This is a genomic window from Paenibacillus aestuarii (assembly GCF_027789125.1).
Classification (GTDB): Bacteria; Bacillota; Bacilli; order Paenibacillales; family NBRC-103111; genus Paenibacillus_E; species Paenibacillus_E aestuarii.
In genome coordinates, this window is record NZ_JAQFVF010000018.1 from 81,013 (window position 1) to 101,478 (window position 20,466).

Here is a 20,466-nt window from a genome sequence, read left to right on the forward strand (position 1 = left end):
GCGCTGAAATCCAAATTCTATATGCGCTATGGCTATTTTTTTCTATATATCAGCTGAAACTTTCTGCGAAAAATTGCGTCTATCGATCAAATAACACAATGAAAGGTTGTCATTGTTCAATGAGAGGCTGGCAGAAAACCTACTACTTCGGCATGCTTTTAGCCATCATCCTATCTGTGATTGGCGAATTAATATGGCTTCCCGACCCTATCCGGTTAGGGAACGGTTTTTATTGGCTGGATGGCCTTGATTTTTTTGCATTTATCATTGTTCTCGTACCTTTGTGTTGGATCGTTGGCGCGTTGCTTAACATCTTTTCTGCTAGGGGATATCATGTTCAACTTGGGGGAGCGGGAAACAAACAAGTTTCCGTCATTCAATCGCGCTGGCGTGTATGGCGAAGTGGAGCCGTATGCGTGTCTGGAGCGCTGGCGGTCATAGCCATCATAACAGTTCCGAAACAAATCGAATATTCGGTCGGTTCTCTAGGGATCGTATGGCTGCTCGTTTTTGTCGACCTATTTTTCAGTGAACGTGCTTGGCGTAAGCTTCCCACTCAGAGCCTGACCTTTTTTTTGGGAATCCTTTGTATTTTAGCCTTTTTGTTTTGGCCAACTGCTTACTTGGTTACCTATCCAGGGGTAACAATGAACATGAATCGGTACGCAGCGGTGAACGGCGGGGGTGTGCATGGTGAGACTTCCGGCGTACTCGTTTTCGAGCGGCCTGCTTTTCCTGTTGATTGGGTGTATGCCAAACTTTTTCCTCATTATACGTTCGAGCCGATCGAAAAGCTCGGGGTTTCTTTGGGGGTCTATAACCAGCAATCTCAGTCAATGAAAGCGGATGCGAACGCTGCGGGTAGTGCGATTGCTTTTCAAAAGCTCGGTTTAGGGAAAGGAATCACCTCGGATGGCGTACTCCTGACGGCTATCGAGCAAAGCAGTCCTGTCCAAGGCATTTTACAAGTTGGCGATGTCATTGAACAGTTGAATAGCCGGTTGGTTTCAAAGTTGCAGGATTTGACCGACTCGATGTCGGTGGTAAAGCCGGGCGATCCAGTTGATGTGCTCGTGCGCCGCGGCAGCAAGCGCTTGATGCTTAAAACGGGAACGCGTCGTAGTACGGATAATCCCTCACGGGCTGTTTTTGGGGTTCAAGTCAGTGAAGATTTGCAATATGACATTCCTGAAAAGGTGATCTATCATAACTATTTACTTCATGAAGGAGGACCGTCGCATGGCGCCATGCTTGCGCTCACGCTAATTGACCAACTCACGCCGAGCGGTGTTACCTACAGAAATCGTGTTGCGGGTACGGGTACGATCGGGCAAAACGGCGTTGTTGGTCCTGTCGGGGCAGTGGAGCAGAAAGCTTATACGGTGAACAGGGCAGGTGCGGATGTATTTTTCGTTCCCGTTGAGAATGAAGCCGATGCGAGAAAAGGTGCGCCGGAACTGCAAATCGTACCTGTTCGTTCGCTAGATGATATATTGAAATGGCTTCGCGCTCACCCTAAATAAGAGTCATTCACTTTTTACTGATTCCGAAGAGGTCTTTATTCGAGGAATAGCGAATACAGGTCTTTAAAGAATATTCGTAAAAGGAGTGTTTGCGATGTCATTTTCAACATTGCCGCAGGAAGAGCTGATTCGACGATTACAGCCGCCTCAAGGGAAAGTAAGCATTGTGCTAGACACAGACACGTTCAACGAGATTGATGATCAATTTGCGGTTATTTATGCCTTACAATCGCAAGATAAGATTCAGGTTGAAGCGTGCTATGCAGCCCCGTTCTTCAATTCACTTTCCTCAGGACCGAGAGATGGCATGGAGAAAAGCTACAACGAGCTAAAGAAGATACTGTCCATCATGGGAAAAGTGGAGAGTGTTCCTGTTTACAGAGGTTCGGATTCCTATTTATCAGATGCAGGAGTGCCAGTGGAGAGTGAAGCGGCGCGGAATCTGGTAGAGAGAGCGATGGCTCGCGGTGCGGATGATCCTCTATATGTTGTTGCTATCGGGGCGATCACCAATGTAGCCTCAGCCATCCTTATGGAGCCGGCGATTATCGGGAAAATCGTTGTCATTTGGCTTGGCGGTCATGCTTTGCATTGGCCGGATACCAAGGAATTCAATCTGGCTCAGGATCTGCATGCGTCCAGAACCGTGCTCAATTGCGGAGTGCCGCTGATCCTAATGCCTTGCATGGGAGTTGCTTCACATCTGCAAACAACCTTGTCGGAGGTACGCGATTATGTGATGGACAAGGGGGAGATCGGGCGATATTTATATGAAACGTATAAAAATTGCCATGACAACCACGTCGGGTATTCGCGTGTTATATGGGATATTTCAACGATTGCCTTCTTGAATAATGACGCCTGGCTGCCAAGCGATATTGTACATAGTCCGATTCTATCGTCAGATTTCCGTTGGAGTTTCGATGCAACACGTCATTTCATTCGGTATGTTCGTTATGTTAACAGAGACAAGGTATTTCAAGATTTGTTTGCAAAGCTAGCTGGAAAATAACGAACGTACTCGAAAGGAAATCTAACGGAACGATTCATATTCAAGGAGAAGCGAACGTGAAAAAGGGGAATTTGGAGTATTTTAAAAAAATAAACCGTGATCTTGTGTTGGAAACAATTCGTTCAGAGCAGCCTATAAGCCGCGCGAAGGTTGCGCAGAAGCTGAGTTTTAGCCGTTCGACTGTGTCAGCCATCGTGGATGAATTGATTTCCAAGAAGTTTGTTGTCGAGACAGGGTTTGGTTCTTCGACGAGAGAAGGCGGGCGGAGGGCGATTGAGCTTGGCTTTAATCCGCAGTCAGGCTTCGGTATAGGCGTTGAATTGAAAGAAAGTGGAATGCGCATATGCATGACCGATCTGGACGGAAATGTGCTATGGAATGAATGGTGGAATGAAGGCCTTAATTTTCAGCGAATTGAAGACTGCATTTTTGAAAGCATCGAGAAGGCCGCCGTTTCGATGGATCGGGTGATCGCGGTCGGATTTTGCATTCCGGGACTGACGAACAGCAAGGATGGGATTATTGTTGATGCGCCGGCCCTGAAATGGACCAATGTCCACTTTGTTGAGGAAATGAAGAAGCGCTTAGGCAAGCCGGTTTATATCAATAATGATGTGAACTGTGCCGCCTTGGGTGAGCGGTGGGTTGGCGGGGCCAAGGATTTGGACGACTTTATTTACATTTACATCGGTTTGGGCTCAGGCGTAGGCAGTGCGATTGTGGCGAACGGAAATCTGGTTCATGGGAAGGACTTCATGGCTGGAGAAATCGCATATCTCGTTATGGAAGAAGATGTTGCCGGTGATCGGCTGAATGAGATGGGTGAATTCGGGGTCTTTGAGAACAAGATTTCCGGCAAAGCGCTAGCTGAGAGTGAAACATCCGTGCAAGCGTTGTTTCAAGCCTATGAAAAAGGTGAGGAACGTGCTGTTGTTGTGGTAAAGCGATTTATCCAGCATTTATCAATCGGTATCTCCAACATGGTCAGTCTGTTGAATCCGGAAAAAGTGATTATTGGCGGAGAGGTTGCGGCATACTTGCCCGCCGTACTCGCGGATATTCAATTTAATGTCAACAAAATGACCCCGATCCGCACAACGATCGAGACGGCAGCAGTCGGAACGGAAGCAGGTGTTCTAGGGGTTATTGCCTATACGTTTGACGAAGAGAAGGATCTGATTTAGGAAGAAAGGCTCGCCGGCGGCGGGTCTTTTTTTATATGCGAAACCCAAAAGTTAGTTAGTTTTAGCATTGACATAACGAAAATATCGGATTATTGTTTAGTTAGTACGCGCTTCGAACAAACTAACTTGTCCTCAATCATTCGTTGAATGTGAAGTGGAGGTGACTTCAAAGGAAGCTTATGGTGAATATGAATGATGAAAGCCAGCAGCGTTCGGAGGCACAATACGTCATCGGCGTCGATATCGGCGGAACGAAGATGATAACGGTCATCACAGACCGGGATGGAAATGTGGTTTACAAGCAAAAAGTAGGCACATCGGTCGATTTTGAAGCGATTTCAGGGCAAATTAAGGCCTGTTTGCAAGCCTGCGCTGTAACGATGGAGCAAGTGGCCGCGATCGGTTTCGGGGTCCCGGGGATTACGGATAGTAAAGAAGGTACCGTCATTGAAGCGCCTGCGTTCAAATGGGATCACATGCCATTCAAAGCTGAGATTCAGAGGTTTTTAAATAAACCGATCTATGTGAACAATGATGTGAACTGTGCGGCGCTTGGCGAACGTTGGGTCGGAACGGCAAAGAATGTGAACGATTTTGTTGTTATTACAATTGGCACTGGAGTAGGGAGTGCGATAGTCGCAAACGGCGCCTTGATCCAAGGCAGCGGTTATATGGCTGGAGAAGTTGCTTATCTGGTGATGGATAAAGATGTTATTAACCAAAATGAGAACGCTTTCGGGGATTTTGGATTGTTTGAGAAAAAGATTTCAGGCGTCGCCTTGTCCAAGCACGGTTATTCGGCGCAAGAGCTGTTCGAGTTATACAGGCAAGGAGAGCCTCAAGCAGTTCGGGTTGTCAAAGCGTTCGTCCAAGACTTATCGATGGGGATTGCGAATATGGTGAGTCTGCTCAATCCACAGAAGGTCATTCTAGGCGGCGGTGTTTCGCAGTCGCTTCCGGCCGTACTGGATGCGATTCGATCCACGGTTGCTCGTTTTACCCCGATTGCAACGATCATCGAGCTGACTTCGCTTGGCGAAGAGGCGGGGGCGGTCGGAGCAGCAGCTTTTGCTAATGAACAGCTGAATATGAAATAAGGAGTAACCGCGATGAACTTGTATGTGGACAATAATTATGACGAGATGTCCCGGAGAACCGCTGAAATGATCATTCAATTGATGAAGAAGAAGCCGGATTCGCTCGTGTGCATGGCCGCAGGCAATACGCCGTTAGGAACGTTTACCCATTTAGTGAAAGCGGTTCAAAAGGGTGAAGTGAACGTTGAAGCGTGCCATTTCATCAGTCTCGACGAGTGGGTTGGGCTGGATGGGACGGACGAAGGCAGCTGCCGGCAAACGCTGGACGCACACTTTTTTAAGCCTTGCGGAATTGATGAGCAGCGTATTCATTTCTTTGATGCCAAGCGTGCGAATTTGCAAGCTGAATGTGAGAAGATGGATGCCTTGATTCAATCTCACGGTCATATAGATGTGTTGCTGCTCGGTGTCGGCATGAACGGTCACCTTGGATTTAATGAGCCGGGCGCCGGCTTTGATACCTATACACACGTCGTCGAACTCGACGCAGTGACGAAGCAGGTTTCGGCGAAATATTTTACCGAGCCGAGAGAAGTTCAGATGGGCATTACGCTTGGCATCAAGCATATGCTGGAGGCCGAAACGGTGATTCTCATCGCCGATGGCTTGAAGAAGGCCGATATTATGCAAAAAGCGCTGCATGGTGAAGTAACGAACGAGGTTCCAGTTACGGTGTTACAGCAGCATCCGAATGTGCATGTTTGCTTGGATGCTGCTGCAGCAAGCTTGTTAAAGGCGTGAAGCTTACGTCTAAAGTTATATATTAAAGGAGACGATAAACTTTGAAAAAGATGAAAATTGCCTTAATCGGAGCGGGCAGCGCTTCATTTGCTCTTGGTGCTTTGCAGGATATCGTCTTGTCTTCGCGTTTGAAATCGCAAGTGGAGCTGGAAATCGCGCTCATGGATATCAAAGAGGAGCATGTCAATCGGACCTATGCCTATGCGGCAGAAATGTTCGCATCCTTCGCGCATCCGGCCCGCCTCTGGCAAACGACGAATCTCGAGGAAGCGCTCCAGGCTGCTGACTTTGCCATTGTGGCCATTGAAGTAGACCGCTACTTCTATTGGTCTCAAGATTTTCACATTCCTCGCCGCTATGGAAGCAAGCAAATTTACGGGGAGAATGGCGGACCGGGCTCCATGTTTCATACGCTGCGCAATTTAGGTCCGATGCTTGAAATTGCAAGGACGATGGAACGCGTATGTCCAGATGCGTGGTTCATCAATTATACGAATCCGGAAGCTAAATTGGTTGAAGCGATCTCCAAACTGACGTTTATTAAGATCGTAGGACTTTGTCATGGTCTCGATATGGGGATTGACCAGTTGTGCGAGTTTTTGGAAATGAAACCTGAAGAAATCGGCGTTGAAGGCGGCGGGTTGAACCACTTCGGCTTCTTCACCAAAATTTGGGATAAAGCATCTGGCAAAGACTTATACCCGCTATTCCACGAAAAAGAACAGCAGGCCAATCGGTTGGCGCAGTTTGACCACATGGCATTGTCCAGAACGATGTACCAGATATACGGCTATTACCCGTATCCGGGGACGAATCATTGCGGAGAGTACGTCTCTTTTGCAGAGGATTTCTATGCGGGCTTGTCGCTGCAATTCCGATATGATCCGATGAGGGAGCAATTGTGGAAGAAAGGATCGCGAACGCCGGATTTTGTATACTGCGCGAATGGTAGAAGTCTGGATAAACAGCTGTATGAGACGGTGCAGACGCAGGGGGCCTGGGTGGAACAGGCTTACACGTACGATAAAGCAAAAGTTCAAGCAAGTCACGAATATGCGATTCCGATTATCGAAGCGATTTTCTTTGATGATGAGATTCAAGTGAATGCAGTAAACTTGCCTAATCAGGGCGCGATCAAAGGGCTTCCTGACGATATGGTTGTTGAAACGCAAGCGATTGTCAATGGACGCGGTATTGCCTTGAAGCCGATGACCGTCGAGCTGCCGACAGCAGTGATCGGTACCATCCACATACAAGGAACGATCCATAAGCTTTTGCTGGAAGCTTTTATCGAACAATCCAAAACAAAGCTATTGCAAGCGGTCCTGCTTGATCCTGCTGCGCCGACTTATTACCAGGCTTGTGCGATGATCGACGAGATGTGCGAACTGCAGAAAGATATTCTTCCTGATCTTCAATGGAGATAAACGGTGAAGGATTCGAACACAAAGCCCCGTCAGGGGCTTCTTTTTAATCCTGACCCTTTGTGGCTGGTCTATTTATGTCTATTTATTCTCGAAGCGTTCCATCGTAAACTTAAAGCGGTCTCCCCGGACAATTCCGCAAGAGAATTCAATCGGTTGTCCTTCATCCGAATAAGTTAGCGATTCCACAGAAAAGGCTGGGGAGCCCACAGGGACCTCCAAATATTGGCTAATATGTTCTGTAATTAGTATCGGTTCGATGGATTCGACGCTTCTACAAATGTTTACTTTATATTTCGTTCTTAAGAGATCGAATAATGATCCAGAGATATCGTCATTAACGAGCCCGGGAGCGACTCTCCAGGGCAAATACGATGTTACATATTGCAAAGGCTCAGCATCTGCGTTTCTGACACGAACCAATTTGACAACCGGATCGTTTTCTTCAATGTGGAGCGTTTCTGCGAGTGAATAGTCAGCCGGGATCAAAATCAACTCAAGAACCTGGGATTGATAGGATAGCCCCAGATCCTTCATTTGTTCCACGAACGTTCGAATGGTTCGCGTGATCGTTTCTCGAATTCGCGGTTTGGAGACGAAAGTTCCTTTGCCTTGAACCTTTTGAATAAACCCTTCGAATTCTAATTGCTGCAGCGCCAGCCTGATCGTCGTACGACTGACATCGTATTCCTGACAAAGCTCCAATTCAGTAGGCAATTGGTCCCCAATTTTATACGTTCCTGATTTAATCAAGGCAAGCAGCTTTTCTTTTACGATGAAATATAAGGACGTTCCCTGTTTTCCTTCCGACATTTGTATATGTTCCTCCATGTATTCAACGAATTGATAGATGTTATTACCAATTTTCAAGTTATGAGACATGTTTTATTATAATCTATCTTTTGCCTAAATGGTATTGACTTATATTTATTGTGATCATATACTCAATTTGTAGTAACAACATGGTAAAGTTATACTAAATGTCATTACAATATGATTCGCTGATCGAAAAAAGATAAGCTCAAATGATGTCAGGAGGAGTCAGAAGTGGGGACATTTGATGTAATGATTTGTGGTCCCATATTTACGGATATCGTTTTCTCCGCTGTTCCCCATATGCCGTCACCTGGCAAAGAAGTGCTCAGTCAAGGTTTCGAATTTACTTGTGGCGGGAGTACGTACATTACATCGGTTGCGATGGCACGATTGGGTATGAAGCCGGCGATGCTGGCTCCGCTTGGAAACGATTTCTTAAGCCATTTTATTAGAAGCCAACTGGAAAACGAAGGCGTTTCTTCTTCCTATGCATACTCGGTGGATCATCCGCTCCGACAAGTAACGGCGGCTATTAACAGTCAAGGGGATCGAGCATTTGTCACCTACCAGGATCCGCTGGATACCGATAGGTATCAGTCTTATCTGCTGGACGCCTTAGAGAGGCTGGAAGCGAGGATGCTGATCGTCAACGCTCGTCCCGAGTTTGTGCCCGTCATAGAGAAGGCACGCAGCAAAGGGATGTCGATCGTCTTTGACATCGGTTGGGATGACGAGTGGATCTATAGTTCGGAGCTGAAGGAACTGTTGAAGCTAGGCCATTGGTTTACGCCAAACCTGCCGGAGTCACTGGCTATTACCGGAACCGACACACCTGAGGAAGCCATCGAAGTGATGCAAAGTCTTGTTGAACATCCAATCATTAAACTCGGGCCAGAAGGAGCTCTGTTAAAAACAGCAAGGGGCATCGATCGTATTCCCGGCTATTTGGTCGAACATCCGATCGACACGACGGGAGCTGGGGATAATTTCCTAGCGGGGCTGCTTACGGGCATCCTTAAGGGCTGGGATATCGCTGATGCGGTTAGGCTTGGGAATTATTGCGGTGCAAAGTCGGTCCAGGGATTAGGAGGGACGGCGGCTTCGCCGACTTGGCAACAAGTGCAGGCTGAACTTTATCCATTCATTCCACGATATCAAGGGGGACATCGACAATGAAATTAACTGTTTTAGGTGGCGCAGGCATGCGAACAGCCTTGCTGGTCAATGGACTCATTCGTCATTCTGAACAATTGCAGTTCGATGAAGTGGCTCTGTATGACATTGATGAAGAACGTTTACATATCATGGGGAGCCTCTCCCAATATATTGCGCAGACGAAGCAGGCCTCTTTTCGCGTCACATTCACGACGGATATCCGAGAAGCATTGCAAGGAGCGGCGTTTGTTTTTTCTGCAGTTCGCGTCGGGCAGGAAGAAAGCCGGGTGAACGATGAGCGCGTTGCTTTGAAATATGGCGTATTAGGCCAGGAAACGACAGGACCTGGCGGCTTTGCAATGGCGTTGAGAACGATCCCTGTCATGATTGAATATACGCGCATCATTCATGAGGTGGCACCGAATGCCTGGCTGCTTAATTTCAGTAATCCGTCCGGTTTGCTTGCACAAGCTATGAACACGTACGGCCACTGTAAGGTTATCGGCATTTGCGATGCCCATGCCGGGATTAAGAACGCGCTTAGCAAATTTTTGGGCGTCCACTTTTCCCGGTTGCAAGTCGATTATTACGGCTTGAACCATCTGGGCTGGGTACCCAAAGTACATCTGGACGGGGTAGATCAAATGCCGATGCTGTTGGACCGTTTTGAAGAGCTTGCTAAATCGGCACACATTTTTAGCTTCTTTGATAAGGAACTGATTCGGAACATCGGCATGTTGCCGAACGAATATCTGTATTATTTTTATTACCATGACCGGTCTGTGAGACATATTTTGCAATCCGGAGAGACGCGAGGCGAGCAAATCGTGAAGCTGAACCGACCTCTGCTACAGCGCATTGCTCCCCTTGTTCGTGAAGGTAAGCTCAAGGAAGCTTGGATGGACTACAAAGAAACCTTGGATAAACGTTCGAGTACTTATATGTCTAAGGAGACTTCTGGAGAAGTACATAATATCCACGAGCAGGAAGCTCCTGTCCATAGTCAATTCGAAGAGGAAGGGTATGAAGGCCTGGCCATTAATGTGATGAAAGGCATTCATTTAAACAAGCAGCAAGTGCTGACGTTGAATGTGCCGAACCGGGGGACGATTGCTGGACTGAAAGATGACGATGTTGTTGAAGTGCCATGTCTTGTCAATCAGAATGGACCGACCCCGCTTTCCGTTGGCCAAATCGCCGATATGGCGATGGCCCTAATTCACCCGGTCAAAACCTATGAACGGCTTACGGTTGAAGCCGCTGTGAAGGGAGATTACCAAGCGGGGTTGAACGCTCTGACTGTCCATCCTTTGGTGCCCTCATTTACCGTAGCGAAATCTATGTTTGATGAATATTTGCAGGTTCATAAAGCTTATCTACCGATGTTTCAGTAAAGCATGTTTATGCCGCAGCCCAAAGCTGGGCTGCGGAATGTAAAAAATAGGAATACATATTGACAATTTGTTACAATAAATAGTACGTTTAAGTTAAGTTGTTATTACTAATTTTCAGGAGGGGTTTTATGATGAATAAACATGTACGAGCAAAGTTTTTTCTAAGCGCGTTAATTGTAGTATCAATGATGACTGGCTGTAGTCCAGCTCCTCAAAGCGCAACGACTGCTCCTGACTCCAAACCAAACAGTAATGACACAAAGACTACTGAAAGCGCTTTAAATTGGGCGAAAACAGACGATCCTTCGCTCAAAAATGAAAAAGTCACTGTATTGGCTGTCGATAACGATGGCACCGTCGCGAAAATGATGAATAAATTTACGGAAGACACGGGAATTAAGCTCAATGTCATTGCGGTGGACTATAACTCGCTGTATACAAAAGTTACGACTGCAGCACTATCCAATTCCTCCGATATCGACCTAGTAGAGATGGATACGATTTGGGCAGGGCAATTTTTGAAAGGGAATATCGTTGAGGATTTAACGAGTGTTGTGCCGGCAGACACGCAGAAGCAATTTACTCAATCTTCGCTTAGTTCCGTTATGTACAATAATAAACTGGCTGCTGTACCCTATTTTTCCAGTACCAAGCATTTTTATTGGAATAATGATTTATTGAAAAAAGCGGGCATCAACTCGCCACCGAAAACTTGGACCGAATTCCGTGAAGCCTCCAAGAAGCTTACCAAGGATGGCGTCTATGCATCCGGTTGGTCTTGGAAACAAGCGGAGGGGCTGAACTGCGACTTCGTTGGCATGGTGTACTCCTTCGGCGGTGAGTTTTTCGATAAAAATGGTAACTTTGTAGCGAATTCCCCTGGTGCGGTCAAAGCGCTGCAATATATGACCGACCTCGTCCGCAATGATAAAACAATTGACCCGGCAAGTCTCCAGTGGACGGAGGACGATGTGAAGCATGCCTTTGAAGCGGGAAAAATTGCCATGATGTCAAACTGGGAAGGCATGTACCCTGAATTGAACGACCCCGCCAAATCCAAGGTCGTCAACCAAACCGATGTCGGGCTGCTCCCAGGTGAAGGCAATGTCGTATCCGCTACCGTAACGGGTTCCGAAGGGATCGCTTTGATGAAAGCAAGTAAACACAAGCAAGCAGCTCTCGCTTTTCTGAAATGGATGTCTTCCGAGAAGTTCCAAAAGCCGAATTTCATCGATAGAGGACAATATCCTGTTCTGCAGTCGCTGTATAATGATCAAGACGTGAAAAAGGCAGATCCGACGAACACCATCGATAAAGTTTTAGCACAGTTCCAATATGGTCAAAACCGTCCTAACGGCCCAGGCTATGTGGAGTGGGCGGATATCCTATCGACTGAAGTGTTTAGTGCACTTGCCGGTTCCAAAACGCCGCAAGCGGCCCTGGACGACGCAGCCCAAAAAATCAATGAGGCGATTAAAAAGGCCCAGTAATCATTGATCATAACGATATCTAGATCGAAAAAGTGGTTAGCTGCTCCTAACCGCTTTTTTGATCCCGTGCTAATAAAGGAGGTAGTCATCGTGGGCAAGCCAACGACCGGCCGGTTTATGTCTTCCTTGCGGCTCACGCCAAGAGGCAGAAGGGATTTTCTTTTTGCGATTATTTTACTATTGCCTACCATCTATATTTTGCTGAAAACATTTATTTTTCCTATCGTCCAGTCTTTGGTATGGAGCTTCTATAAATATAACTTAATGGATGGCTCTGCCATTGAATTCGTCGGTCTGCGCAATTATAGTCAAATCTTCCAGCTCAATGAATTTTGGGCATCCTTATTCAATACCGCTTATTTCACGGTGTTCACTGTCGGCATGGAATTGATTCTCGGTTTCTTTAGCGCTTTATTACTCAACCAAATGTTTCGCGGACAATTATTTTTTCGAGGCATAATCATCATTCCGTGGGCAATGTTGACCTTAGTGAACGGCTTGATGTGGAATTGGATTTACCAGCCGGGGTACGGCTCGCTAACTGTGCTGCTGCATGACTTGCACTTGCTGAGCGCCAATTCGAATCCGGTATGGTTGACCAACTCATCGCGCATTATTACATTTGCCTCCATTGCTGACATCTGGAAAATGACCCCATACATGACCCTGCTTCTCCTAGCGGGACTTCAATCTCTGCCGGGATCGCTCTATGAAGCGGCCGTAATTGACGGAGCCGGCTTTTGGAAGAAGATTTGGCATATTACGATTCCGCAGCTGATGCCATCGATTATTGTAGCTGTTGTCCTGCGTGTTATCGCTGCTTTCCGGGTGTATGATATTTTGACCGTGTTCTCCAGCGACCCCAAAACCTCCGTATCTTTCTTAACTTATAATTATGCCTTCCGTTACTTTTATCTGGGTAAAGCTTCGGCGATGGCATGGATTTCCACAATTTTTATTTTAGCATTGATTATTGTCTATATTCGGATGCTCAAAAAAAATGCTGAGATTGGATAGGAGGGAATAGAACGGATGGACGTTCAACTTGCGACCGCTCAAACTTCCAGACGTAGAAAAACAAGCTTCAGAACGAAGTTGTTTAAAGTAAAAGGCACTGAACTTATCCCTCCACTGTACTTATGGATCGGTTTGATTTTGCTCGCCATTTTTACACTGGCACCGTTCCTGTACTTTATCCTTTCGTCTGTAAGTCAACCCGTAGACTTACTCAGCGGGCATCTGCTGCCTCACTCGCCGACACTCGACAATTATGTCAGACTGTTTCAAGGGGAGGCAGGCTCCGATTTCATTCATGCCATCAAAAATAGTTTGAGCGCAGCTTTATGGACGACGCTAATTACTATTTTAATTGGGGTATTTGCGGCATATGCACTTGCGAAAATCAAATTTCCATTTCGAACGACATCGCTGTTCGTCATTTTGGCCATGCAATTGCTGCCTTCCATTAGTATTATCGTGCCAATGTATATCATGATGCGTGAGGGCGTAACCGTGAATATTCCTTTTACGCAAGTTGTGCTGTTTCGCTCGCCGCCACTGCTGGATACAGTTGCGGGTTTAGTCGTAGCGTATACGACATTCTCACTGCCATTTGCTATCTGGTTGATGGCTGGATTTTTCCAGACGATATCGAAAGAGTTGGAAGAAGCCGCATTTGTAGATGGTTCTGGTCGCCTTGGCACGCTGCGCAGAATTATTATTCCATTATCCGCGCCGGGAATAGCGGCAACAGCTATATTTACGATGCTTTCGGCATGGGATGAATTTCTTTTTGCAAGTGCGTTCACTCAGACGGCGGTTTCGAAAACATTACCTGTGGCAATCCGTGAATTTATCGGAAGGCATAGCATTGATTGGGGGTTGATGACGGCAGGCGGGTTAATTGCATCGTTGCCGCCGGTTATTATCTCGCTATTTTTGTACCGGTATATTGTCGGCGGGTTAGCTGCAGGTGGCGTAAAAGAGTAGAATGCTGTCATGCATTTTGCTGCTGATGAATACGGGATAGAATTTTAAAAGTTTAATCGCTCTAGAACATCTTGTGTATGAAGAAGATTCTCTATACTTCAGTAAAAGCCCGAATATTTACAAGAAAACCTGCTGGCCGAAGCCAACAGGTTTTTTATCCTCACAATCGCTGATTATTAAGATAAGGCCGCGGATCAATATAATCCATTTTATTACCTGTAATCCCCGTCGCCACGCCAAAATGCAGATGCGGGCCGGTGGATTCGCCATCACTGCCGACAACGGCAATCTCTTGGCCTTTTTGCACTTCCTGGCCAACTTTGACAAAGATGCCATCACCGTACATGTGGCCATACACGCTCATTAAGCCGTTCGCATGTTTAATGACCACCCAATTGCCAAAGCCGTTCGCTTTCCCGGCATAGAGCACGATCCCGCTGTCAACCGCGGTAATCGGTGTGCCAAGCGGCGCGCCGATATCAATGCCTGCGTGAAACTCGGACCCGCGAGGGCCGTAATCGGATGTGACGACGTGAGAGGTTGGCACAGGCCAAGCCCAGCTCCCGTCACTGGCAATTTTTCTCTGTAACACGGCTTGCAATTGCGCTGCGACATCCGGAGCAAGCTGCGCATCAACGGCTGCCAAATCTTCCGCATCTTTTTGGGACTGATCCTCTTCGCTCACCTTCTGCTGCTGAAGCTGGCTCATCAATTGAACGCGTTCATCCACGAGCTTTTGCTGGTCAGCTTTGGATTGAGCGAGCGCAGCCTGCTTCGCCAACAGGGCTTTCTGCTGTTCGTTCAGCTCATCTTTTAAGCTGTTCAAATGGGCCTTATCGTCCGTCATCGTATCAATGACTTGTTTATCTTGCTTAAAAATCATCGTCAACATACTAATTCGATTAATAAAATCCCCAAAATCTGCAGATCCTAAAAGTACTTCCATAATCGATACCGTCGTGCTTTCGCTGGTGTAAATATTTACGAGCCTGCTCTTTACCAAGCCGTTTCGGGCTTCGATACTGCGATTGGTCTGATCGATGGACGTTTGCAAAGAAGCCATCTTGGCGTTGACTTGATCGATTTCCGGCTGTAATTCATTGGCCATTTGATCGTATTCATAAATTTGCCGGTTCATCGTCGCAAGCTGACCTTGGAGCTGATCCTGCTGATCCGTCAGCTGCTGGATGGACGTTAATCGCTTATTATAATCATCGATCATGTGTTGGACTGTCGCTGCATCTGTAGTATTAGTTGTAGTTGTATTTGTAGTTGTAGGCGTTGCCGTAGTCGTAGCATCTTGCGCATACACATGGTGAAAGCTGGAAAACAAGAGCGTGACAGCGAGCAACATATGGAAAAAACGTGTTGTAATTTTCATTATTTCATCCCTTTACGCAGCTAGTTATCATGATGTGAGAAGATGAAATTGGTTCACTCTATTTAATTATTATACTAGTTAAAAAGTTGCTATGTCATTGGTATCTAGTGGCTTCGCTGCCTAATCTATCGTATCTACCAGATCAAGTCAGGGTCGGCTGGAACTTTCAGCGGATCCTTTTTTATTTTCAACATCCCCTGTTATCTGCTAGGATTACGTTAGGAATGAGGTGAGAAACATGATTCAGCTTTTCGTAGATATGATGGAGCGGGTCGGTTTTTTGATCGCGCTTGCCTTTGTCTTCTCGCGAAGCCGCTGGATGCGCAGCTATATGAGCTACCAAGCGGATCGGACGCATCAATGGCGCTTTCTGCTCTTCTTTTCCGCTTATGCGATTCTTGCCACGTATTCGGGCGTAACGGTGTCTAATTTCACCTACCAGCCGGCGCCATGGATCGGCGAAGTATCACCGACTGCCGCGATCGCGAATGCGCGAACAGTCGGTGTTGTCATCGCCGGACTGCTCGGCGGCGTCCCAAGCGGGTTTATCGTCGGTACGCTGGCCGGTCTGCACCGCTATACGTTAGGCGGTTTTGTCGCTGTAGCGTGTACGATTGCGCCGATCCTGCAAGGGATCTTGGCCGGACTTTGCCGCGACGCCTTCAAGAAGCGGTTCCGCAAAGAGTCTGCGGTCCAGCTTGCTTTTCTGGTAGGCTTCATGGCCGAGGCCCTGCAGATGCTGCTAATCTTGCTTCTGGCCAAGCCCTGGGAGGACGCGGTCAGCTTGGTCACGCTCATTGGGATCCCGCAAACACTGGCGAACAGCGTTGGGGTGGCGCTATATTTTGTGCTGTATAACACGATGGAGCGGGAAGAGGCGCGGATCGGGGCCGAGCATGCGCATAAAGCTTTGCAAATTGCCGACATGACCATGCCGTTATGGCGGTTGGAGTTCGATAAAGCGGTGGCGGAAATTTCCAAAGTGCTCATCGAAGAAATGAGAGCGGTCGGCACTTTTTTCAGCAAAGATGGGGTGTCATGGGTTGCCGAGGGACGGAGAACGAAGCATTGGAATGACTTGCTCATTCGTGTGCCGAACCGACCGCAGGCAGTTCAATTTCGCCTCTACTATGACAGGGAGCAGGATAATAATCCGTCCCGCAGGCGGATGCTGTCCTCGCTTGCCGACCTGCTGTCGCAGCAATATGCGTTCGTCGAGTCCGAACGGCAAACGCAGCTGCTCGCCGATGCGGAGATTCGTTCCCTGCAGTCGCAGATGAATCCGCATTTTCTTTTCAATGTGCTGAATACGGTAAAATCGTTTATCCGCACGAAGCCGGAAGAAGCGCGCCAGATGGTGATGCATTTGTCCAAATTTTTGCGTAAAAATATGAGCCATGGCAATCAGCGCTTGGTCACCATCCGTGATGAATATGAAATGGTGATGTCTTATCTGAGCTTGATTAAGTCCCGTCAGGGGGATCAGATGGAGTTTTATGCCGATATTGATGAAAAGCTGATGGAACACACAATTCCACCGTTTACGATTCAACCCTTGGTTGAAAACGCGGTCGTGCATGGCATCAAAAACAAGACAGGCACAGGCATGATCCGGCTGACCGTGAAGGAAGCGGAAGATCAGGGCCGGCTGCGTACGAGAATTACGGTCGAAGATAATGGCGTCGGTATGGCGGACAACGCCACAGAGCAGGGGGAACATGCCGGTGTGGCTTTGCGGAACATCGAGCAGCGATTGAGCTTTTATTACGGCAGCGAGCGGCCGCTGGAGATTGACAGCAAGCCGGGCGAAGGCACAATGGTTAGATTTTGGGTGAGGTGATGGAAAGATGGGCTGGAATATTGTGATTGCCGATGATGAAGCTCCGGCTAGGGAAGAATTGGTATATCTGTTGGAAAATTGCGAAGAAGTGGACAAGGTGACCGCAGCCACCGGCGGCATGGATGCCATCAAAAAAGTGAAGGAGCAGGCGCCTGATGTGCTCTTTCTCGATATGGACATGCCTGATTTGAATGGGCTGCAGGTAGCGGAGATCGTCGCGGACATTCATCCACAGACGAAAATCGTATTCTCGACGGCGTATGATCAATATGCGATCCATGCCTTCAAGCTGCGCGCGTTTCATTACATGCTTAAGCCGTACGATGAGGAGGATATCGCGATTGTTTTTCGTGAGCTGCGAAAAATCCAGCAGCCGAACGACACCGCGCCAGGCGCTCCAAGCGGGACTTCGTCAATGAAGACAAGCGTGAAGCTTGCGCTTGAATTGGAAGAAGGCATAATCTATGTTTTCCCCAAAGATATCATATATATCAGCAAAGAGCTTAAACATGTGGAGGTTCACCTCTACGACCGGGCGTATCATGTCTCCTATACCCTGACAGAGCTAGAGATGAAGCTAGAGCCATACGGCTTTTTTCGCTGCCATAAAAGCTATCTCGTGAATCTTGCCGCCATCTCGGAAATGAAGTCTTGGGTTAATGGGGCGTACAACCTGATGATGGAAGACGCCGCGCGCAGCAGCATTCCGGTTAGCCGCAATTATGTGAAGCAGCTGCGTTTGAAACTCGAAATCTGACATCATGCACCTTGAAAACGGTATGATGCGCTGCAGCTATTTCGATTTGAGCCCAAACGAGCTATACTCCATGTAAGCGCTGACATTCAAGCTTAATGGAGGGGTTCATCAATATGGTGTTAAAAAACAAATATGTTTCCTACATCGTCTGGGCAGCGATCGCTGCACTGGGGGCAGCAGGTTTCGCTATGCTGGCGCTCTCGCGCGGCGAGAGCATTTCGGCGGTGTGGCTCATTATCGCTGCGATCTGTACGTATGCCTTCGGGTACCGCTTTTACAGCCGATTCATTGCCCGCAAGATTTATGAGCTGAACGATAAGCGCGCGACACCGGCGCATGTGCTCAACGATGGCAAGGACTACGTGCCAACGAATAAATATGTGTTGTTCGGTCACCATTTCGCGGCCATCGCAGGTGCCGGTCCGCTCGTTGGTCCGATACTCGCTGCTCAGATGGGGTACTTGCCCAGCATTCTGTGGATTATTATCGGGGCCGTGCTCGCAGGATGCGTACAAGACTTTGTTACGCTCGTCGGTTCCATGCGCCGTGACGGCAAATCGCTGGGGCAAATGGCCAAGGATGAGATCGGCCGCTTCACCGGCACGTTAGCTTCGATTGCAACATTAGCGATTTTGATTATCATTGTTGCTGTATTAGGTCTCGTTGTTGTGAAAGCGTTAGCAGAATCGCCTTGGGGCATGTTCACGATTGCGATGACAATGCCGATTGCTGTTTTCATGGGCTTTTATATGCGATATATTCGTCCTGGTAAAGTGATTGAAGGCTCCATTATCGGCTTTGTTCTGTTGATGATCGTTCTCTGGTCGGGACAATATGTAGCAGCAAGTCCCGCTTTGTCCGCGATGTTCACATTCACAGCGCCGCAGATCGCGATACTTATGATCATATATGGGCTTATCGCTTCGATCTTACCGGTCTGGGTATTGCTGGCGCCTCGCGACTACTTAAGCTCTTTCCTGAAAATCGGCGTTATCCTGTTGTTGGCAGGCGGAATTCTACTGCTTTTACCGGAATTAAAAATGCCTGCGGTCACCAAGTTCATTGATGGCACAGGTCCTGTGTTCAGCGGCAACTTGTTCCCGTTCTTGTTTATCACCATCGCTTGCGGGGCGGTTTCCGGGTTCCATTCCTTGATTTCATCCGGTACGACGCCGAAAATGATCGATCGCGAAAGCCACGCCCCGTTTATCGGCTTCGCCGGTATGGCTGCGGAATCTTTCGTCGCCGTCATGGCGCTGATCGCCGCGTGTTCCCTGGAGCCCGGTATCTACTTCGCGATGAATGCTTCGCCTGCAGCGATTGGCACCGATGCGGCTGCCGTCGCGGCCAAAATTTCCAGCTGGGGCTTCACCTTAACGGCAGACCAAATTACGAGCACCGCCAAAGAAATCGGCGAGAAAACGATTCTTTCCCGCACAGGCGGCGCGCCGACCTTAGCCGTGGGGATGGCGGAAATTTTCTCGACGTTCTTAAACGGAGCCAAAGCGTTTTGGTACCATTTTGCCATACTGTTCGAAGCGGTCTTTATCTTGACAGCCGTTGATGCAGGTACGCGCGTAGGCCGGTTCATGCTGCAGGATTTGGTCGGCAACTTCTATAAACCTTTTGGCCAAACGAAAAATTTCAAATACAATTTCATCGCTTCGCTGCTTGTATGTATCGCTTGGGGCTACTTCCTGTACCAAGGGGCGGTCGATCCGTTCGGCGGGATCAACTCCTTATGGGCGTTGTTCGGCATTGCCAACCAAATGCTGGCGGCTATCGCCTTAGCCGTAGCGGTTACGATTATGATCAAAATGGGAAAAGCCCGCTACGCTTGGGTTGGCTTCATCCCGTTTGCTTTCCTGGCGGTGACAACGCTGACAGCCGGCTTCCAGAAAGCTTTTTCGACAAATCCGAGCATCGGTTTCATTGCAGCCGCGAAAAAGTATCAAGCTGGCATCGACTCCGGACAAGTGATTGCGCCGGCGAAAAATATGGCCGTCATGCAGCAAATTGTGACGAATAACTATGTGGATGCGGCTTTGACGATATTTTTCGGCATCGTTGTTCTTCTGATGATCATCATCTCGATACGCTTATGGATGCAGATTTTGTTTAAAAAGCAAGTGCCGCAGCTGCAAGAGGCGCCTTTCGTTCAATCTACTTTTGGAGCGTGATGGTATGAGGATGTTCGCCAGTTTTTCGCGCAAGATGAATACGACGGTCAAGATTATATTCAACATTCCCGATTATGCTAGGTATGTGCAGCATCAGCAGGAGCATCATCCCGGCGAGCCGGTGATGACGGAGAAAGAGTTCTACATGCGCTCTCTGCATGAAAGGTATGAAAGCGGTAAAGTGAACAGATGCTGCTAGGAATGGCGGTGTAGGGGGAGACTCCTGCACTGCTTTTTTTGTGCGCGGGATGGCTTTTGGAGTGAGCGGATGAGTATGTGGGGCAGGCGTGTATTCAGCCCGTTTTTTTATCTTTCCGACTGCATTAAATATGATAAAATTAATAGAGAAACGAGAAGCAAGCACTAAAGCTAATTATAAAAAAGTTAAGGAGGGAAAATGTTTGAAGGCCGCGATTGACGGTTGTTTGCGAAGAAAGATCTAGAATTGGACCCCTCCATGTTCTTGGGTCCCGCAGTTACGTC

17 protein-coding genes are annotated in these 20,466 nt (G+C 47.8%); 15 read left to right on the forward strand and 2 right to left on the reverse strand.

Features of this window, described 5'->3' with window-relative positions:
- Positions 1-119 precede the first annotated feature (119 nt).
- From O9139_RS04170 to O9139_RS04195, 6 genes are all read left to right on the forward strand, one after another.
- Positions 120-1,523 carry a S16 family serine protease gene (locus tag O9139_RS04170; RefSeq protein WP_270878194.1) on the forward strand — a complete coding sequence of 468 codons (1,404 nt, stop codon included), beginning with the start codon at positions 120-122 and terminating at the stop codon, positions 1,521-1,523.
- A gap of 94 nt (positions 1,524-1,617) precedes the next feature.
- Positions 1,618-2,535, forward strand: a complete 918-nt coding sequence (locus O9139_RS04175; RefSeq protein WP_270878195.1) for a nucleoside hydrolase — start codon at positions 1,618-1,620, stop codon at positions 2,533-2,535.
- Positions 2,536-2,591: 56 nt separating this feature from the next.
- Complete coding sequence (locus O9139_RS04180) at positions 2,592-3,719, forward strand: ROK family transcriptional regulator (protein WP_270878196.1); 1,128 nt, start codon at positions 2,592-2,594, stop codon at positions 3,717-3,719.
- Positions 3,720-3,907: 188 nt separating this feature from the next.
- A complete protein-coding gene (locus O9139_RS04185) occupies positions 3,908-4,816 on the forward strand; it encodes an ROK family protein (RefSeq protein ID WP_270878197.1) in 909 nt (302 codons plus the stop codon).
- Between the two features lie 12 nt (positions 4,817-4,828).
- Positions 4,829-5,557 (forward strand): glucosamine-6-phosphate deaminase, encoded by a 729-nt coding sequence (locus tag O9139_RS04190; RefSeq protein WP_270878198.1) that lies wholly within the window; start codon positions 4,829-4,831, stop codon positions 5,555-5,557.
- A 50-nt stretch (positions 5,558-5,607) separates the two neighbouring features.
- A complete protein-coding gene (locus tag O9139_RS04195; RefSeq protein ID WP_270878345.1) occupies positions 5,608-6,984 on the forward strand; it encodes a family 4 glycosyl hydrolase in 1,377 nt (458 codons plus the stop codon).
- A 78-nt stretch (positions 6,985-7,062) separates the two neighbouring features.
- Here O9139_RS04195 and O9139_RS04200 read toward each other — a convergent pair whose 3' ends face one another.
- A complete protein-coding gene (locus O9139_RS04200; protein WP_270878199.1) occupies positions 7,063-7,794 on the reverse strand; it encodes a GntR family transcriptional regulator in 732 nt (243 codons plus the stop codon).
- A 234-nt stretch (positions 7,795-8,028) separates the two neighbouring features.
- Between O9139_RS04200 and O9139_RS04205 the strand changes: the two genes are divergently transcribed.
- The 5 genes from O9139_RS04205 to O9139_RS04225 all read left to right on the forward strand — a co-directional run bounded on the left by O9139_RS04205 (position 8,029) and on the right by O9139_RS04225 (position 13,825).
- Positions 8,029-8,973: a carbohydrate kinase family protein gene (locus O9139_RS04205; protein ID WP_270878200.1), complete on the forward strand. Its 945-nt coding sequence runs from the start codon at positions 8,029-8,031 to the stop codon at positions 8,971-8,973.
- A complete protein-coding gene (locus O9139_RS04210) occupies positions 8,970-10,346 on the forward strand; it encodes a 6-phospho-beta-glucosidase (protein WP_270878201.1) in 1,377 nt (458 codons plus the stop codon). Before O9139_RS04205 ends, O9139_RS04210 begins: the two co-directional genes overlap by 4 nt.
- Positions 10,347-10,474: 128 nt before the next feature.
- Positions 10,475-11,836, forward strand: a complete 1,362-nt coding sequence (locus O9139_RS04215; RefSeq protein ID WP_270878202.1) for an extracellular solute-binding protein — start codon at positions 10,475-10,477, stop codon at positions 11,834-11,836.
- 90 nt (positions 11,837-11,926) lie between these two features.
- Positions 11,927-12,853, forward strand: coding sequence for a carbohydrate ABC transporter permease (locus O9139_RS04220; protein WP_270878203.1), 927 nt, complete (start codon positions 11,927-11,929; stop codon positions 12,851-12,853).
- Positions 12,854-12,868: 15 nt separating this feature from the next.
- A complete protein-coding gene (locus O9139_RS04225) occupies positions 12,869-13,825 on the forward strand; it encodes a carbohydrate ABC transporter permease (protein WP_270878204.1) in 957 nt (318 codons plus the stop codon).
- A gap of 160 nt (positions 13,826-13,985) precedes the next feature.
- Here the strand turns inward: O9139_RS04225 and O9139_RS04230 are convergent, their stop codons facing one another.
- A complete protein-coding gene (locus tag O9139_RS04230) occupies positions 13,986-15,206 on the reverse strand; it encodes a murein hydrolase activator EnvC family protein (protein ID WP_270878205.1) in 1,221 nt (406 codons plus the stop codon).
- 238 nt (positions 15,207-15,444) lie between these two features.
- Between O9139_RS04230 and O9139_RS04235 the strand changes: the two genes are divergently transcribed.
- From O9139_RS04235 to O9139_RS04250, 4 genes are all read left to right on the forward strand, one after another.
- A complete protein-coding gene (locus O9139_RS04235) occupies positions 15,445-17,046 on the forward strand; it encodes a LytS/YhcK type 5TM receptor domain-containing protein (protein WP_270878206.1) in 1,602 nt (533 codons plus the stop codon).
- 7 nt (positions 17,047-17,053) lie between these two features.
- The gene (locus O9139_RS04240; protein ID WP_270878207.1) at positions 17,054-17,803 is read left to right on the forward strand and encodes a LytR/AlgR family response regulator transcription factor; all 750 of its coding nucleotides are present in this window, start codon (positions 17,054-17,056) and stop codon (positions 17,801-17,803) included.
- A gap of 113 nt (positions 17,804-17,916) precedes the next feature.
- The gene (locus O9139_RS04245; protein WP_270878208.1) at positions 17,917-19,983 is read left to right on the forward strand and encodes a carbon starvation CstA family protein; all 2,067 of its coding nucleotides are present in this window, start codon (positions 17,917-17,919) and stop codon (positions 19,981-19,983) included.
- Positions 19,984-19,987: 4 nt separating this feature from the next.
- Entirely contained in the window at positions 19,988-20,182 is a 195-nt protein-coding gene (locus O9139_RS04250) for a YbdD/YjiX family protein (RefSeq protein ID WP_270878209.1), read from the forward strand.
- Positions 20,183-20,466: the final 284 nt, after the last annotated feature.